General features: G+C 39.9%; 15 protein-coding genes, 1 tRNA gene and 1 pseudogene. 7 read left to right on the top strand and 10 right to left on the bottom strand.

Annotation, left to right across the window (positions count from 1 at the left end; genetic code table 11):
* The first annotated feature begins 2 nt into the window (after positions 1 to 2).
* Positions 3 to 629 carry a class I SAM-dependent methyltransferase gene (locus LU635_RS15835; RefSeq protein WP_240100484.1) on the top strand — a complete coding sequence of 209 codons (627 nt, stop codon included), beginning with the start codon at positions 3 to 5 and terminating at the stop codon, positions 627 to 629.
* Here LU635_RS15835 and mazG read toward each other — a convergent pair whose 3' ends face one another.
* The 4 genes from mazG to LU635_RS15815 form a co-directional block, all read right to left on the bottom strand.
* Entirely contained in the window at positions 630 to 1,403 is a 774-nt protein-coding gene (gene mazG, locus LU635_RS15830; RefSeq protein WP_240100483.1) for a nucleoside triphosphate pyrophosphohydrolase, read from the bottom strand.
* Positions 1,404 to 1,501: 98 nt separating this feature from the next.
* Positions 1,502 to 1,575: transfer RNA gene (locus tag LU635_RS15825), tRNA-His, on the bottom strand.
* 61 nt (positions 1,576 to 1,636) lie between these two features.
* A complete protein-coding gene (bshB1, locus tag LU635_RS15820) occupies positions 1,637 to 2,353 on the bottom strand; it encodes a bacillithiol biosynthesis deacetylase BshB1 (RefSeq protein ID WP_240100482.1) in 717 nt (238 codons plus the stop codon).
* 18 nt (positions 2,354 to 2,371) lie between these two features.
* The gene (locus tag LU635_RS15815) at positions 2,372 to 3,520 is read right to left on the bottom strand and encodes a trans-sulfuration enzyme family protein (protein WP_240100481.1); all 1,149 of its coding nucleotides are present in this window, start codon (positions 3,518 to 3,520) and stop codon (positions 2,372 to 2,374) included.
* Positions 3,521 to 3,706: 186 nt separating this feature from the next.
* On the opposite strand from LU635_RS15815, the pseudogene LU635_RS17310 reads away from it, so the two are divergent.
* The 4 genes and pseudogenes from LU635_RS17310 to LU635_RS15800 all read left to right on the top strand — a co-directional run.
* Positions 3,707 to 3,821 (top strand): annotated as a pseudogene (locus LU635_RS17310) (NAD(P)-dependent alcohol dehydrogenase); the annotation flags it as partial.
* A 1-nt stretch (position 3,822) separates the two neighbouring features.
* Positions 3,823 to 4,200, top strand: a complete 378-nt coding sequence (locus LU635_RS15810; protein ID WP_240100480.1) for a PH domain-containing protein — start codon at positions 3,823 to 3,825, stop codon at positions 4,198 to 4,200.
* Between the two features lie 80 nt (positions 4,201 to 4,280).
* Positions 4,281 to 5,516 carry an imidazolonepropionase gene (gene hutI, locus LU635_RS15805; protein ID WP_240100479.1) on the top strand — a complete coding sequence of 412 codons (1,236 nt, stop codon included), beginning with the start codon at positions 4,281 to 4,283 and terminating at the stop codon, positions 5,514 to 5,516.
* A 1-nt stretch (position 5,517) separates the two neighbouring features.
* Positions 5,518 to 6,513, top strand: coding sequence for a formimidoylglutamase (locus tag LU635_RS15800; RefSeq protein ID WP_240100478.1), 996 nt, complete (start codon positions 5,518 to 5,520; stop codon positions 6,511 to 6,513).
* A gap of 2 nt (positions 6,514 to 6,515) precedes the next feature.
* Here the strand turns inward: LU635_RS15800 and LU635_RS15795 are convergent, their stop codons facing one another.
* Together LU635_RS15795 and treF are read right to left on the bottom strand one after the other, a co-directional pair.
* Positions 6,516 to 6,884 (bottom strand): DUF1622 domain-containing protein, encoded by a 369-nt coding sequence (locus LU635_RS15795; RefSeq protein ID WP_240100477.1) that lies wholly within the window; start codon positions 6,882 to 6,884, stop codon positions 6,516 to 6,518.
* Positions 6,885 to 6,888: 4 nt separating this feature from the next.
* On the bottom strand, positions 6,889 to 8,511 hold the full coding sequence (treF, locus tag LU635_RS15790; protein WP_240100476.1) for an alpha,alpha-trehalase TreF: 1,623 nt from the start codon (positions 8,509 to 8,511) through the stop codon (positions 6,889 to 6,891).
* 102 nt (positions 8,512 to 8,613) lie between these two features.
* On the opposite strand from treF, the gene LU635_RS15785 reads away from it, so the two are divergent.
* On the top strand, positions 8,614 to 9,072 hold the full coding sequence (locus tag LU635_RS15785) for a GNAT family N-acetyltransferase (protein WP_240100475.1): 459 nt from the start codon (positions 8,614 to 8,616) through the stop codon (positions 9,070 to 9,072).
* Positions 9,073 to 9,133: 61 nt separating this feature from the next.
* A complete protein-coding gene (locus LU635_RS15780; RefSeq protein WP_240100474.1) occupies positions 9,134 to 9,940 on the top strand; it encodes an MBL fold metallo-hydrolase in 807 nt (268 codons plus the stop codon).
* Between the two features lie 247 nt (positions 9,941 to 10,187).
* Here the strand turns inward: LU635_RS15780 and LU635_RS15775 are convergent, their stop codons facing one another.
* The 4 genes from LU635_RS15775 to LU635_RS15760 all read right to left on the bottom strand — a co-directional run bounded on the left by LU635_RS15775 (position 10,188) and on the right by LU635_RS15760 (position 14,995).
* Positions 10,188 to 10,412, bottom strand: coding sequence for a hypothetical protein (locus LU635_RS15775; RefSeq protein ID WP_240100473.1), 225 nt, complete (start codon positions 10,410 to 10,412; stop codon positions 10,188 to 10,190).
* A 262-nt stretch (positions 10,413 to 10,674) separates the two neighbouring features.
* Complete coding sequence (locus LU635_RS15770; RefSeq protein WP_240100472.1) at positions 10,675 to 12,981, bottom strand: glycoside hydrolase family 65 protein; 2,307 nt, start codon at positions 12,979 to 12,981, stop codon at positions 10,675 to 10,677.
* Complete coding sequence (gene pgmB / locus LU635_RS15765; protein WP_423738504.1) at positions 12,978 to 13,646, bottom strand: beta-phosphoglucomutase; 669 nt, start codon at positions 13,644 to 13,646, stop codon at positions 12,978 to 12,980. The genes LU635_RS15770 and pgmB overlap by 4 nt, the downstream gene beginning before the upstream one ends.
* Positions 13,646 to 14,995 (bottom strand): MFS transporter, encoded by a 1,350-nt coding sequence (locus tag LU635_RS15760; RefSeq protein WP_240100470.1) that lies wholly within the window; start codon positions 14,993 to 14,995, stop codon positions 13,646 to 13,648. The genes pgmB and LU635_RS15760 overlap by 1 nt, the downstream gene beginning before the upstream one ends.
* Positions 14,996 to 15,227: the final 232 nt, after the last annotated feature.

Raw genomic sequence — 15,227 nt, 5'->3', positions numbered from 1 at the left:
ATATGCTTTGCAGTTTGTGCAATAGCACTACCCGGAACTTTGAAATCTTCAAGGAACGGGAGTACTTACAATGTGTAAACTGCAAGGCTATTTTACTTTCCCCCGAATCTTACCTTAGTCCGCAGGAAGAAAAATTCAGGTACCGTCTTCATAACAACGATATAAACGACCCCGGTTACATTAATTTTGTAAGCCCGATAATCGAAAAGATCAAATCTGATCTCTCCAGGGATTCTACCGGCCTAGACTTTGGATGTGGCACCGGCCCTGTTATAGCTTCGGAACTTGAAAAATCAGGTTTCGATATCAGGCTTTATGATCCTTATTTTCAGCCAAATCAGAAATTGCTTAAAAAAAAGTATGACTTCATCATCTGCTGCGAGGTGATGGAGCATTTTCAAAAGCCTGTTAAGGAGTTCCGTTTATTGAGATCACTATTAAAGCCTGGAGGAAAACTTTACTGTAAGACTGAAGTATGGAATGAAGCTATTAAATTCAACGAATGGCATTACAAGAATGATCTTACCCATGTGATATTCTATAACCGTGATAGCCTATTATGGATAAAGGAAAACCTGCAATTTTCCTCTATTGATATTTATGAAGACCTGATGGTTTTCTCCAGGTAACTAAAATTTCTTTGCTTCATTCCAGAAGATGTCCATTTCAGCAAGCGTCATATCCTTCAGGGCTTTATTGTTTTCTTTTGCTTTTTCTTCTAAATACTGAAACCGCTTGATAAATTTCTTATTAGTGCGTTCCAGGGCATTCTCAGGGTTTACTTTAAGAAACCTGGCATAATTGATCATTGAGAAAAGCACATCACCGAATTCGGCTTCTATCTCATCCTTATTATCGGTTCTTACCTCATGTTGCAGTTCTTCAAGTTCTTCCTTGAGTTTTTCAAAGACCTGTTCCGGCTCTTCCCAGTCAAATCCAACCCCGGCTACCTTATCCTGAATACGATTAGCTTTAACCATTGCGGGTAGAGACCTTGGAACTCCTTCCAGCACACTTTCCTTACCTTCTTTGAGCTTCAGATTTTCCCAGTTCTTCTTAACCTCTTCTTCATTGGCAACCTCAATATCTCCGTAAATATGAGGATGACGATCTATTAACTTATCACAAATACTATTGGCTACATCGGCTATATCAAAATCATTGGTCTCACTTCCTATTTTGGCATAAAAAACAAGATGAAGCAATACATCCCCCAGTTCCTTTTTTATCTCGCCCATATCCCTATCCAGAATAGCATCTCCAAGTTCGTAGGTTTCCTCGATGGTAAGATGCCTTAATGACTCCATGGTCTGTTTCCGGTCCCAGGGACATTGCTCCCTAAGTTCGTCCATGATAGTAAGTAATCTGTCAAAAGCTTTCAGCTGGTCTTCCCTGGAATTCATAGCGGTATTTTGATTTTGGTAAAAATAAAACTTAGCAGATGGAAACAGGAATAATTCTAACAAAAAAAGCTTCCCATTTTCAGGGAAGCTTTTGTAAGGGTGGATGACCGGGGTCGAACCGGCGACCTCTGGAACCACAATCCAGCGCTCTAACCAACTGAGCTACAACCACCATTTGATTAGCGGTTGCAAATGTAAGTTATTTGAACAATTTCGCAAAGAAAAAATTTCAATTAAATAAGGTCAAATATGGAATCTACCGCTACATGTCGCTCTACATTAAAGCCTTCGGCATGTTCAGTATTAATAAGCCTTCCCATATCCCTAGCCCGGTAAGTAATGCTATCCAGAAAGTTACTGCTGGAAATTGGCGTTTCAGGCTCCTTACTGTTCTCATCATAAAATTGCGACGAATAGGCCAGGACAGACTCTAGTTTTTTATCAATATATCCCGAAATATCTACCACAAAATCGGGTTTCAGGTTCTTCCATTGTATATAATGGAATACATGTTTTGGTCTCCAGGCTTCCTGGTTCTTCCCGTCCAGTACAGTTTCGATCTTTCTAAGCCCGCTAAGAAAACAGGCTTCACTAACCAGCTTCGCTCCTCTGCCGTGGTCTATATGGCGGTCTTCAACCGCATTACACAGGACGATTTCCGGTCTGTACTTTCTAATCATTTTCACTACTTCCAGCTTATGGGCCGTGTTATTCTCAAAAAAAGCATCACTGAATTCCAGGTTTTCACGAACCGAAACTCCCAGAATCTCTGCAGCAGCTTCAGCCTCTTTATTCCGAATCTCTGCCGTGCCCCTGGTGCCAAGTTCTCCCCTTGTAAGGTCCAGGATCCCAACTTTCTTACCGCGATCAACTTCCTTGGCAATGGTCCCTGAGCAGCTTAATTCAACATCATCGGGATGCGAACCCACTGCCAGTATATCTAATTTCATACAATTGAATTCTAATTTTTAATTACTTTTTTTAATAGCCCGTTCCAGGTCTTCTATAAGATCTTCCGTTTCTTCGATGCCAACCGAAAACCTTAAGAGATTATCCTTTATTCCCTGCTTTTCCCTTTCTTCTGGACTCAATAACCCGTGGGAGGTTTTTGAGGGCAGAAGAATGGTACTTTCAACTCCTGCAAGACTCATTGAGGGTTTTATAAGTTTCAGAGCCTTCATGAATTCTGAAGCATTTATATTTTCCTTTAATTCAAAGGATAGCATGCCTCCGTAAGCTTTCATTTGTCCGGTTGCAAGTTCATGATCCGGATGATCCTTCAAACCGGGATAATAGACATTGGCAACGTCAGGATGTGAATTTAAAAACTCAGCTAACTTCATCGCATTTTCATTCTGAGCTTTCACCCTGAGTCCCATTGTCTTCAGGCTCCTTTCCAGCAGCCAGACAGTATAATCACTCAAACTGCCGCCAAAATTCTTGGCCATATGGAAGATTCGGTTGATATATTCCTCCGAAGAGATCACAGTGCCCGCCAGTATATCACTATGTCCGCCCATATATTTGGTTGCTGAATGTATCACCACATCTATCCCAAAATCTATAGGATTCTGATTCACCGGGGAAGCAAATGTATTATCGATCATACTTACCAGAGCGTTTTCATTAGCCAGCTGAGCAACAGCCCTCATATCTGTTATTCTAAGCAACGGATTTGACGGTGTCTCAATATAGATCACCTTCGTGTTAGGTTTTATTTCGGCTTTTAGAGATTCAGCCTTTGCATCTTTTGCAAAACTGTATTCTATGCCGAATTTTTCAAATTCCTCGGTCACCAGATTGCTGGTTCCACCATATAAAGAATCCTGGAACACCACGTGATCACCAGATCTCAAAAAAGCCATTAAGGAGGTGCTTACCGCAGCCATTCCGCTTCCGAAAATAAGTGAAGCTTCTCCATGTTCCAGGGCTGCCATTTTCTTTGCAAGGGCTACCTGATTAGGTGTGTTGAAATAACGGGGATACCTTTTTGTCTCTACATCTTCAAAAGCGTAGGAAGTAGACATATATAAAGGGGAAACCGCCCCCTTGAATTCTCTGTCTTCCAGTTCTCCAACATGCGTACAAATGGTATTGATTCCTTTGGGTCTACTCATAAAATTCTGATTTGGAAAAATAAGAGCCTAAGGTACTAAGAATTCTGTTAAACTCATCGCGGGCAGGTTACATTGAACTCTCATTGGGACAATAGTTAATAATAGTTAAACCTTAAAGCTGTTCAATGCGCCCCCGCAGTTTTTTAAGTAACTTTCTGTAAAATATTAATCTAATAGCTATGAAGTGTTTCAGATATCGAAATGATCGATATTCAGAATAACAATGACGCCTATGAAAGAGTTGTAGATTCTGATGTGAAATACAGGTTTGTTATAGATTATGAAATCAATTAAAAATTAATATGGGAATACTTTCTTCACTTTTAGGAAATGCCGGGGCTATTGAAAAGGAGACGCTCCAGGAGAAATATAGTAAACTTCTTATACCTTCGGAAGAGATCGAAGCGGGATTCAAAATAATCCGGGATACCTTCATCTTTACCAATAAACGACTTATCCTTGTGGATGTTCAGGGAATTACCGGAAACAAGATAGAATACTTTTCGGTTCTGTATAAGAGCATCACCCGCTTTAGTGTTGAAACTGCAGGAAGTTTTGATCTTGATGCAGAACTCAAGATCTGGATTTCTGGTGAACAGACACCTTCCATCTCCAAACGCTTCAATAAAAAAGTAGATATCTATGAAGTTCAGAAGATCCTGGCCCAGTTCACCCTTTAATGCAGAAATTCCTATCGAAAAATAGTAGTCCAAAAATGACTTTTCTATCTTAGCAGACCGATCAAAAATATCAGGCTTAAATGAAATTATTATTTTCCAATATCAAAGAATTACTACAGGTAAGAGAAGAAAAAATAGATAAGGTTTCAGGAACAGATATGAAGGAACTGCCTTCGGTAAAAAATGCATGGCTACTGGTTGAAGATGACAAGATCGAAGCCTATGGCTCCATGGATAATCCGCCGGATATTAAAGTTGATCAAAATATAGATGCTTCCGGAAAGATAATCCTTCCCACCTGGTGCGATTCTCATACCCATATCGTTTACGCCGGGAACAGGGAACAGGAATTCGCCGATCGCATTAACGGACTGAGCTATGAAGAGATCGCGAACCGGGGTGGTGGAATCCTGAACAGTGCAAAAACACTCCAGGAAACTCCCGAAGAAGAAGTGTACAAACAATCGGCTAAAAGACTGGAAGAGGTCATGAAGCTGGGTACGGGAGCCGTGGAAATAAAGTCCGGCTACGGTCTTACCGAGGAAGCTGAGCTGAAAATGCTGAGAGTCATTAAAAAGCTCAAAGAAAATTACAAGCTACCTATAAAATCTACTTTTCTGGGAGCTCATGCAATTCCGAAGGATTATAAAGAAAGACCGGAAGAATATATGGATCTGGTTATTAATGAGATTCTACCTAAAGTGGCGGAACAGGGATTGGCGGAATATATCGATATCTTTTGCGAGAAGGGATATTTCACGGTGAAGGATACTCATAAGCTTTTAAGCGCGGCAAAAGAATATGGCCTTAGGCCGAAAATCCATGTTAACCAGTTCAATGCGATTGGCGGTGTAAAGGCCGGCGTTGAATATAACGCGCTAAGCGTGGACCACCTAGAAGTAATGAATGATGAGGATATTGAAGTTTTAAAAGGAACTGAGACCATGCCGGTGGCCCTTCCCTCCTGCTCTTTATTTCTAAGTATTCCATATACGCCAGCGAGAAGGATCCTGGAAGCAGGACTGCCATTAGCACTGGCTACCGATTTCAATCCCGGAAGCACACCAAGTGGAAACATGAACCTGGTGGTATCACTGGCCTGTATAAAAATGAAAATGACCCCGGAAGAAGCGATCAACGCCGCAACGATCAACGGAGCCTATGCAATGGAACTAAGTAAGACCCATGGAAGTATCACAAAAGGAAAACAGGCTAATTTCATCATTACGAAAGAGATCCCATCCTATACATTTTTACCTTATGCCTTCGGAACAAATTCAATAGAATCGGTTTACATCAATGGTAAAAAGATATAATATGAAAGCTCTCAAGATCTATAAGCCATCTGATATTGCCAATCTGATCTCCAGACGAAAGGGAGAAATGAAATTTGGAGAGAAACTTGAATTTGTAAGCAGCCTTGAGGAGCTGGATAGCAATTCTGCAAAGTATGTCCTGATAGGGATTCCTGAGGATATAGGCGTAAGAGCCAATTATGGCAAACCCGGAACTTCAAAGGCCTGGAATAGCCTGTTAAGTTCGGTGGTGAATATTCAGGTGAACAGGTTCAACAATCCTGAGAACCTGGTGCTCCTGGGAGAACTGAATAGTAAGGAATTCATGCAGAAAGCAGCCAATATTGATGATACAGATCCTAACTATTTCATAAAACTGGGAGATCTTGTGAAAGAGATCGATCAGTTGGTTGCAGATCTTATTGAGAAAATCATTTCATATGGCAAGATCCCCATTATCGTTGGGGGAGGGCATAACAATGCCTATGGAAATATCAAAGGAGCTGCAAAGGGTACAGGAAATCCAATCAATGTAATCAATATAGACGCTCATACCGATCTCAGGCAACTGGAACATCGGCATAGCGGAAATGGATTCAGTTATGCGATAGAAGGCCAGTATCTATGCAGATATTCTGTTTTTGGGCTTCATAAGAACTATACCCCGGAGTATATTTTTAAGCAAATGGACATTTCTGAGAATATGAACTATTATTTAGCGGAAGACCTGCTTAAATTTCCGGACGAACTGAACCGGAGATTTCAGGAATGCATACACACCGTAGATGATACTAAATTCGGATTCGAACTGGATTGTGATGCCATAGTAGATTTTCCCAGTAGTGCCCAATCACCGGCAGGTTTTTCTGTTAATCAAATCAGGAATTTTATAAACATGATTTCAAAAAATAAGAACTGCTGTTATTTCCACATTTGTGAAGCGGCCCCTGAGGAAAGGGATACCGGACAGATAGGAAAAACACTGTCTTATTTCGTTAGTGACTTTATTACTGAATAATTTCAGGATTCCCGATCCAGTTTATCCTCTGAAGCAACCCTCTGCCAGGGAAAACGACCTTCAATTTCTAGTTCAATGGAAAGACTAAGAAATGTTCTTATAATTACAATAACCCCCAGTGTAAGGACTTTATCCATCGTAGGCTCTGTTACTACCGTAGCTATAATATCTGCTGCTACCAGAATTTCCAGACCAAGTAAAATTCCTTTTCCCAGTTCCTGCCTCAATAATTTATAGGATCGTTTTTCAGATTTTTGACGGGCGGCCAGATATTTACCTAAGGCCAGAATTGTTCCCAGTAAAATGGTAAGTACTCCTGCTACTTCGATAAATTTCGCAGTATATTCGATATATAATTCTATTCTCTCCATATCTTTATTCTGAAGATAATTTCTGATAGACACCATTGGTCCATCCAAATCCATCCTGAGTTGGGTATTCTCCTCCTCCACTTTCCTTGGAAAGGTCTTCCACGTTATATTTTTCAAGCATTTTAAAAGTGCGTTGATAAACATCTTTATTCAATTCCAGCCAACGCGATCTGATTTCGGAAGCCAGGTCATCACGCCCATAGTTTTGAAGTCCCTTAATAGTGATCCATTGCAAAGGAGCCCAGCCATTAGGTGCATCCCATTGCTCACCGGTGTTATATGGAGTTGTCACCACCCCTCCGGGTTTAAGAAAGACTTCTTCAATTTTAGCAGCTACCCCTTCGGATTGCAGCTGACTGGCAATTTCGAAAAAGAGCGGATAAACTCCGGCAAGCGAAAAACGATCGGTCATTTCATTTTTCCTGAAATTGTAGTCCATGAAAAAGCCGGCTTTATCATTCCAGTGATATTTTAAGATTGTTTCTTTTCTGGCTTCAGCTTTCTTTGTAAATTCTTCGACTTTCTCTTCATTACCCGCTATCTCAGCAGCTTCAGAAATTGTCATTTCAAGATTGTACAGCAGGGAATTAAGGTCAACGGGGACAATATCTGTCGTGTGAATTGTTGAAAGATCAAATTCGTCATTTTCATTTTTGTTCAGCCACCTACTTGAAAAGTCCCAGCCAGATTCAGCTCCTGCCCTTAGATTCCTGTAAACTTCTTCTTTGCTAAGCTCTGGATTTCTGGAAACCGCCTTTTCCGCAGTTTTTACATCCTCCCTGTAACTTTCAGGTCTTGGAGTGGCATTATCGTCCCAATAGCGATTAAGGATCCCGCCATCTTCCATTTTTACAACTCGTCTAAAAGCATGCTTATTATTCAAATCTTCAGCGCCATCCATCCAGAAATTATATTCCTTTTCAAGTTCCGGCAAATATTCGGCTAAAACCTCCTCACCTTCAGCTTCTGCCAGAACCCTTACCATCATGGCAAAAAAGGGTGGCTGGGATCTTCCTAAATAATAAGTACGGTTACCATTGGGAATAAAACCATATTCATTGATGAGATAAGCGAAATTATCTACCATGTTTCTTATAGTTTCTATTTCTCCGTCTTCAAGTAAGCCCAGCATGGTAAAATAACTATCCCAGTAATAAATTTCCCTGAATCTACCTCCGGGAACAATGTACGGGTTTGGAAGAGGAATAAGAGTTCCCGACACTCTTTCATCTGCTGGTCTTTTTAAGACATCCCATAATTTCCGGATATGAAGTTTTATTGAAGAGGAATCGGTTTTGAATTCAAAATCGTTTCCGGGAATCTCAAAATGTTGCTTTATGAATTCAGAAATGGATTCGGTGGTAGTATCATCCAGCATATTATAACGTTGCCTGATAAGCCCTACATTATGTTGAGGCACTACATCTACAAAGGTTTTGCTATCTTCAAAGATTTCCCCGGTCTGGACATCAAAAAACAGGTCTCCATACAATTCGTCTGGTGGCAGGATCTCCACATCTTCTTCCAATGTCTTTAACTCCTGATCTGGTTCAGGACCTATTTTACAGGAAAGGAATAATAGAATTAGTAAAAGATGACCGAATTTATAAAAGACTTCTTTCTGCATAAATTGAACGTTTAAAGATTCATAAATATAAGTGAATTTAGAATTAATGGTTATGGGCGGCTTAATTCATCGGATTTTCTAATTTTACTTAAAATTTAATAAATGGAAATTATATCCTGGCAGCCTGAATATGCTGAAGAATTCAAAAAGATGAACATCCAGTGGCTGGAAGAGTTTTTCTGGGTTGAACCCCATGATGAAGAAGTGCTTGGAAATCCACAAAAGTACATTATTAAACCTGGAGGTAATATTTTCCTGGTGAAAGAGGAAAATGAAATAATAGGTTGCGTTGCCCTAATGAGAATTGAAGAGGATACTTTTGAACTTACAAAAATGGCTGTCAAACCGGACCAACGCGGTAAGAAAATTGGCCAGAAACTCATGAAGCATACCCTGGCCTTTGCAAAAGAAAAGAACTGGAAACAGCTCATTATTTATTCTAACCGAAAACTGGAAAATGCCATTCATCTATATAAGAAATACGGTTTTGTGGAAATCCCTATGGAAAAGAATGGCCCATATTCCCGGGGAGATATTAAGATGGTACTAAAGCTTTCTTAAAGGTTTATTAATTAAGAGGTCTTCCCTTTTATGATTCTTACTTTTAGGGTAAATGTTGGATATGAAAAAGATAATTACCTTATTACTTACACTTATTTTGCTGGCTGCATGTAAGAATGGACAGAAATCTGAAGATAAAAAAAATTCTTCCGAGATTGCTGAGAGTGGATTGCAAAAAGATACGGGCGCTGAAATTAATTCGGATGAAATTGAAATTATGCCTGTCTCTCACGCCACCGCCGTTTTTAAATGGGGAGATGCCGTATTCTATACAGATCCCGTAGGAGGCCCAGATGCATTTAAAGAAAAATCTGAAGCCGACTTTATTTTGATAACCGACATTCACGGAGATCATATGAATGCCGAAACCCTTAAAGCCCTTGAAATAGGAGACAAAAAGATATTTGTCCCCAAGGCAGTTCAGGAAAAATTGCCGGAAGAGCTTCAGGGAAATCTTATTGTAATCAACAATGGAGAATCAATAAACCACCTAGGCTTTAATATTAAGGCTGTCCCTATGTATAATTTACCTCAAAGCAGAGATGCCATGCATGTGAAGGGACGAGGCAACGGATATGTTTTGGAGAAAGAGGGAAAAAGATTATACATCTCCGGAGATACAGAAGATATTCCTGAAATGAGAAACCTTAAGGATATTGATGTCGCTCTGATATCTATGAACCTTCCTTATACCATGCCCGTAGAGCAGGCTGCTGAGGGAGTACTCGCCTTTAAACCTAAAAAAGTGATTCCTTACCACTACCGAGGAAAGAATGGATTTGAAGATATTGATAAATTTAAAGAACTGGTGAATGAAGGTAACGGGAGTATTGAAGTAGAACTGATGGACTGGTATCCTGAAAATTAATTTCAAAAAAGCTGTCTCCTAAATATTTGATATCTGAAAAGCAACAAAATTTCGCGTTGGCTATTTCAAATTTAACAGTATTCCGACGCAAATGCTTTACGAACGAAGACAGAATATGCTGTCTTCAATAATTTGCAATTTAAGATATCAAATCCCACACATTAACTAACCGGTATTTAGAATCGGAATTTATGTAAAGTCTGAGGCACTTTTTCTTCAAATCGAAAGATTTTCTACAAACATATGTCTAAGCCTGACAACATCGGGAAGACGTCAACTTACACCTGGTTACTTCAGGATTATTATAATCCTGAATCTGATTCACTTTATACTTAAAGAAACGTTCTCCTTTTTGGTCATTATAATCAGCTGTTAAAGCAGGATATTCCATTCCGCCAGGGGCTACTGAAACCTTCGCCGCGATGGAAAGGAAAATTAAACATAATAAGAATAAGTGAATTCTTTTCATCATAGTTTGATAACAGGTTCTATTTAAAGGACGATCCTAATTCTTAATAGTTACAGTAATTCCCGGAATTTAACATTTACAGTTTAATATATTGATTATCAATCACTCATATGTCCGCATACAATGAAAATAATTCTTCAAATATTTCAACCATAAAATTCTATTCAAAGAACCTTTAAAAAATGAAATAAAGAAAAGCCATTTTCAATGGCTTTTCTTATTCAGTTATTTTGACTTTTCCTAAGTTTTGAGATCCGCCAAATCCTTATACACTAAAAGGAACATTTGGCTGGATCTCAACTAACTTACCATTAACAAGTATCTCCAACGAAGCCTCACCTTCCATTGAGAAACTGGTCTTGTGCCCGGTTACTTCTACTTTCAAAATCCTTCCTCTGAAATTCACCTTAAAGGAATATGCCTTCCATTCTTCAGGAATTCGGGGCTTGAATGAAAGCGTATCATCTATCACTCTCATTCCTCCAAAGCCTTCAACGATACTCATCCAGGTTCCCGCCATACTTGTTATATGACACCCTTGTTCTACTTCTTTATTATAATCGTCCAAATCCAGTCTTGATGTTCTCAAATAGAACTCATATGCCTGTTTCGTCCGTCCCAGAAAAGCTGCCAGAATACTATGCACACAGGGCGATAGCGATGATTCATGAACCGTTAAAGGTTCGTAGAAATCAAAATGTTTTTCAAGGTCTTCCTCACTGAATTGATCCTCAAAAAAGTAAAAACCCTGTAGTACATCGGCCTGTTTAATATAACATGACCTAAGGATACGGTCCCAGCTCCATTTCTGATTGATAGGCATTTGGGTTTTATCAAGGTTAACCACAGGAATGAGCTCCTTATCCAGGAAGCCATCCTGCTGAAGGAATACTCCGTGTTCTTCGGAATAAGGAAAATACATTTCTTCCGCCACTTCCTTCCATTTAGCAAGTTCCCCTTCATTAAGGTGGGTAAGCCCCATGATTCTATGATAATCATCTTCGTAACCATCCTTAACCTTGTCTATCATTTCAAGGCAATACTTAATACACCATTTCCCAATATAATTGGTGTACCAGTTATTATTCACGTTATTCTCATATTCATTCGGGCCGGTCACGCCAAGAATGACATACTTGTTTTTCTCTTTACTGAAGTTTGCCCGCTGGTGCCAGAACCTTGCAATAGCGATCATCACTTCAAGACCTTTTTCAGGTATGTAATCAAAATCACCTGTAAACCGAACATAATTATGAATAGCAAACACCATAGCCCCGTTACGGTGAATTTCCTCAAAGGTGATCTCCCATTCATTATGACTTTCCTCTCCATTCATCGTTACCATAGGATATAGTGCCGCCCCATTTGAAAATCCAAGTTTGGTGGCATTTTCTTTGGCTTTTTCCAATTGGTTATACCTGTATTTAAGCAGGTTTCGTGCTACCTGGTGATCCTTGGTTGCCATATAAAAAGGGATACAATAGGCTTCTGTATCCCAGTAAGTGCTGCCGCCGTATTTTTCACCGGTGAAGCCTTTCGGGCCTATATTTAACCTGGCATCTTTACCAAGGTAGGTCTGGTTAAGCTGGAAAATATTAAAACGGATTCCCTGCTGGGCCTTTACATCACCGCTAATTGTGATATCGGCCATTTCCCATATTTTCGTCCAGGCTTCCTTCTGCTCCTTTTTCAGTTTTCCGAATCCTTTATTTACTGCCTTGTCAAGTACTGTTGAAGCAGCTTCAATAAGTTCAGATCTTTTATGGTTCATATCGGTAACGTATCCGGCATATTTAATAATGCAGGCCGTTTCGCCCTTTCTGGTATCCACAGAATATGAAAAATAAACCTGGTCTTCCCTTGTTTTTACTTCCGGTATTTGGGAAATAACACGCCCGTTAAGCTGAAATTCAGACTGCATATAGGTGCCAACATGAAACCCGGTCTTAAGAGTCCTGGAAACCACATAAGCTCTGTCGGCTTCGGCTTTTACCTCAAGCGTTTCCCAGAATCGTTCTTCCCAGTTGGCATCGGTATTGGTGATACTTCCATCAAGGTATGGATCAAACCTGATTCTGGCATCCGAATTAATTGGCGACACCTCAAATCGTATTGCACCCAGCTCATCATCTTCAATTGACAGAAAACGCAGAGCCTTTACTTCAACCTCAATTTCATTAGATAAAACAGCTTCGAAACTACGGGCAAGCCAGCCCTCCTTCATATTGAGTTCCCTTCGGAAGTTTTTTACCTCCCTACAGGTAGCCAGATCAAGAGCCTCATCGTTGACAAAAACATTGATTCCTATCCAGTTGGGGGCATTCAGTACTTTTGCAAAATATTCCGGATAGCCATTCTTCCACCAGCCTACTTTTGTCTTATCCGGGTAATAAACGCCTCCTATATAGCTTCCCTGAAAACTGGGACCGGAATACTGCTCCTCGAAATTCGCGCGTTGCCCCATCGCTCCATTCCCTATACTGAAAAGGCTTTCAGAAGACTTTACTCTACCCGGATCAAATCCCTCTTCTATGATAGACCATTCATCTGGTTTTATATAATCTTGATTCATTTTCCTTCTTTTCTCAATAATTTTTCAATAAAATCTATATCTATTTCGGTAAAATCAGCAAAAACATGATCGGCTTCATTCAAAACGTTCTTTTCACCAATTCCTATACTTGTCATTTCTGCTATATTTGCGGCCTGGATGCCTGCTACAGAGTCCTCAAAGACCACGCAGTTTTCCGGACTCGTTTTCAATTTTTCAGCGGCAATCAAAAAGACCTCAGGATTGGGTTTTGCTTTGGTAACATCATTACCATCAACAATCACATTAAATTTATCATGCAGATCTATTTTCTTCAGAATGGTTCGCGCATTCTTACTGGCAGAACCCACAGCAATGGGAATATCATGCTCTATGAGATAGTCTAAGACTCCGGGCACTCCAGGAAGTATCTCACTTTTATCCATTTTGTTTACATAAGAGAGATAATTCTCATTTTTAAGCCCCATCTGCCTGTTGAATTCCTCTTCAGAAAGCTCCATATTTCCCCAGTTCAGTATTTTCTTTAAGGATTCCACCCTACTTACTCCTTTTAACTGTTCGTTTTGTTCTTTAGTAAAGTCGAATCCGAGGTCATTGGCAAGTTTACGCCAGGCCAGAAAGTGAAATTTAGCTGTATCTACTATAACTCCGTCAAGATCGAATATTATTGCTTTTTGCATTCCCATTAAGTTGTTTCTAAAGGTTCATCAATATCATGTATACGTAAAGCGAGAATTCCCGCGATAAGAAATGAGATTCCGCTGGTAATAAGTGCATAAATAGGATCTCCCCCATATAAATATTTTACCATGGGCCCTCCAATCAGTGCATTGATAATTTGTGGTATAACTATAAAAAAGTTGAAAATCCCCATATATACTCCCATTTTCTTTGGCGGAATAGAACCGGCGAGTATAGCATATGGCATGGCAAGTATACTTGCCCATGCTATACCAACACCTACCATTGAAAGAATTAACCAATTCTCATCCGGCATTATATAAATAGACAACAAACCAATTGACCCTATTATTAAAGAAATCATATGGGTTCTCTTTCTGCCAAATTTCAATGCAATTGCCGGAAGAAAAAAAGCGAAAATGGCTGACACCCCATTATATATCCCAAATAAGACCCCAACCCAGTCTCCAGCGTTCTGGTAAGTTTCACTACTGCTATCTGTTACGGGAAGGCCGTATATATGATGGGCAATAGCCGGGGTGGAAAAAACCCACATTCCAAACAGGCCAAACCAGGAGAAAAACTGTACCCAGCTAAGCTGTCGCATTGTTTCCGGCATTTTCCTGAAATCGGAAAAAATATCCATTAAGCTGGATTTCTCTTTTTCCAGAACCTCCACGGTTTCCGGTTCTTCCATTTCATCAAGCTCCTCGGGAGAATATTCCCTCGTGGTAAATACAGTAATAAGAATACTCCCCACCAAAATTACCGCCCCTATAATGAATGAAAGCAGAAGGTTCAATGGCACCTCTCCTATGGCCGCCTTATTTGCAACCCCAAACCAGTTTGCAAGTACGTAGGGCAGCCAGGAACCTATTACAGCACCAATTCCAATAAGGACCGTTTGAATACTGAATCCCAGAGTCCTCTGGTCTGACGGAAGATTATCGGCTACCAGCGCACGAAAAGGCTCCATAGCTATATTAAAGGAAGCATCCATCACAAACAACATTCCCGCGCCAATCCATAAAGATGGGAGAATCGCAGTAAATAGATCTGCATTCGGCATAAGGACAAGACCTAAAGCAGCAAGAACAGCACCAGTCAGGAAGAAAGGCCTCCTCCGACCTAATATCGTCCAGGTACGATCACTGTAGTATCCAATAATCGGTTGAACTATTAAACCGGTTAATGGAGCAACAAGCCAGAACCAGGAAAGTTCGTGAACATCGGCACCAAAAATTTGTAAAATTCGGCTTGCATTAGCATTCTGAAGAGCAAATCCCATCTGGATTCCAAGAAATCCAAAGCTCATGTTCCAGATCTCCCAGAAACTTAAGGTTCTTTTACGCATATCGTAAATTTTTAAATATAATAAGCACTATGACTTATCAAAACTTAATAAAGGAGTAGTAAAAATATAAGATTATTTCAATGTTAAGTTACAATCTGAAGAAGATTCCCTATGATGATAATCACATAAAACCTTCAAATAAATTGAAAGCCGACCCTTACATTCTTACACTTTCAGAATATCCTACAATTTTTTATTCAGACTAGGAACACACTGGTTTACAATACGAAAT

Origin of the sequence: Christiangramia crocea, from assembly GCF_022410465.1 — a bacterium.
GTDB lineage: Bacteria > Bacteroidota > Bacteroidia > Flavobacteriales > Flavobacteriaceae > Christiangramia > Christiangramia crocea.
Note: the sequence above shows the minus strand (reverse complement) of the source record. Positions and strands in the feature narration are given on the sequence as shown.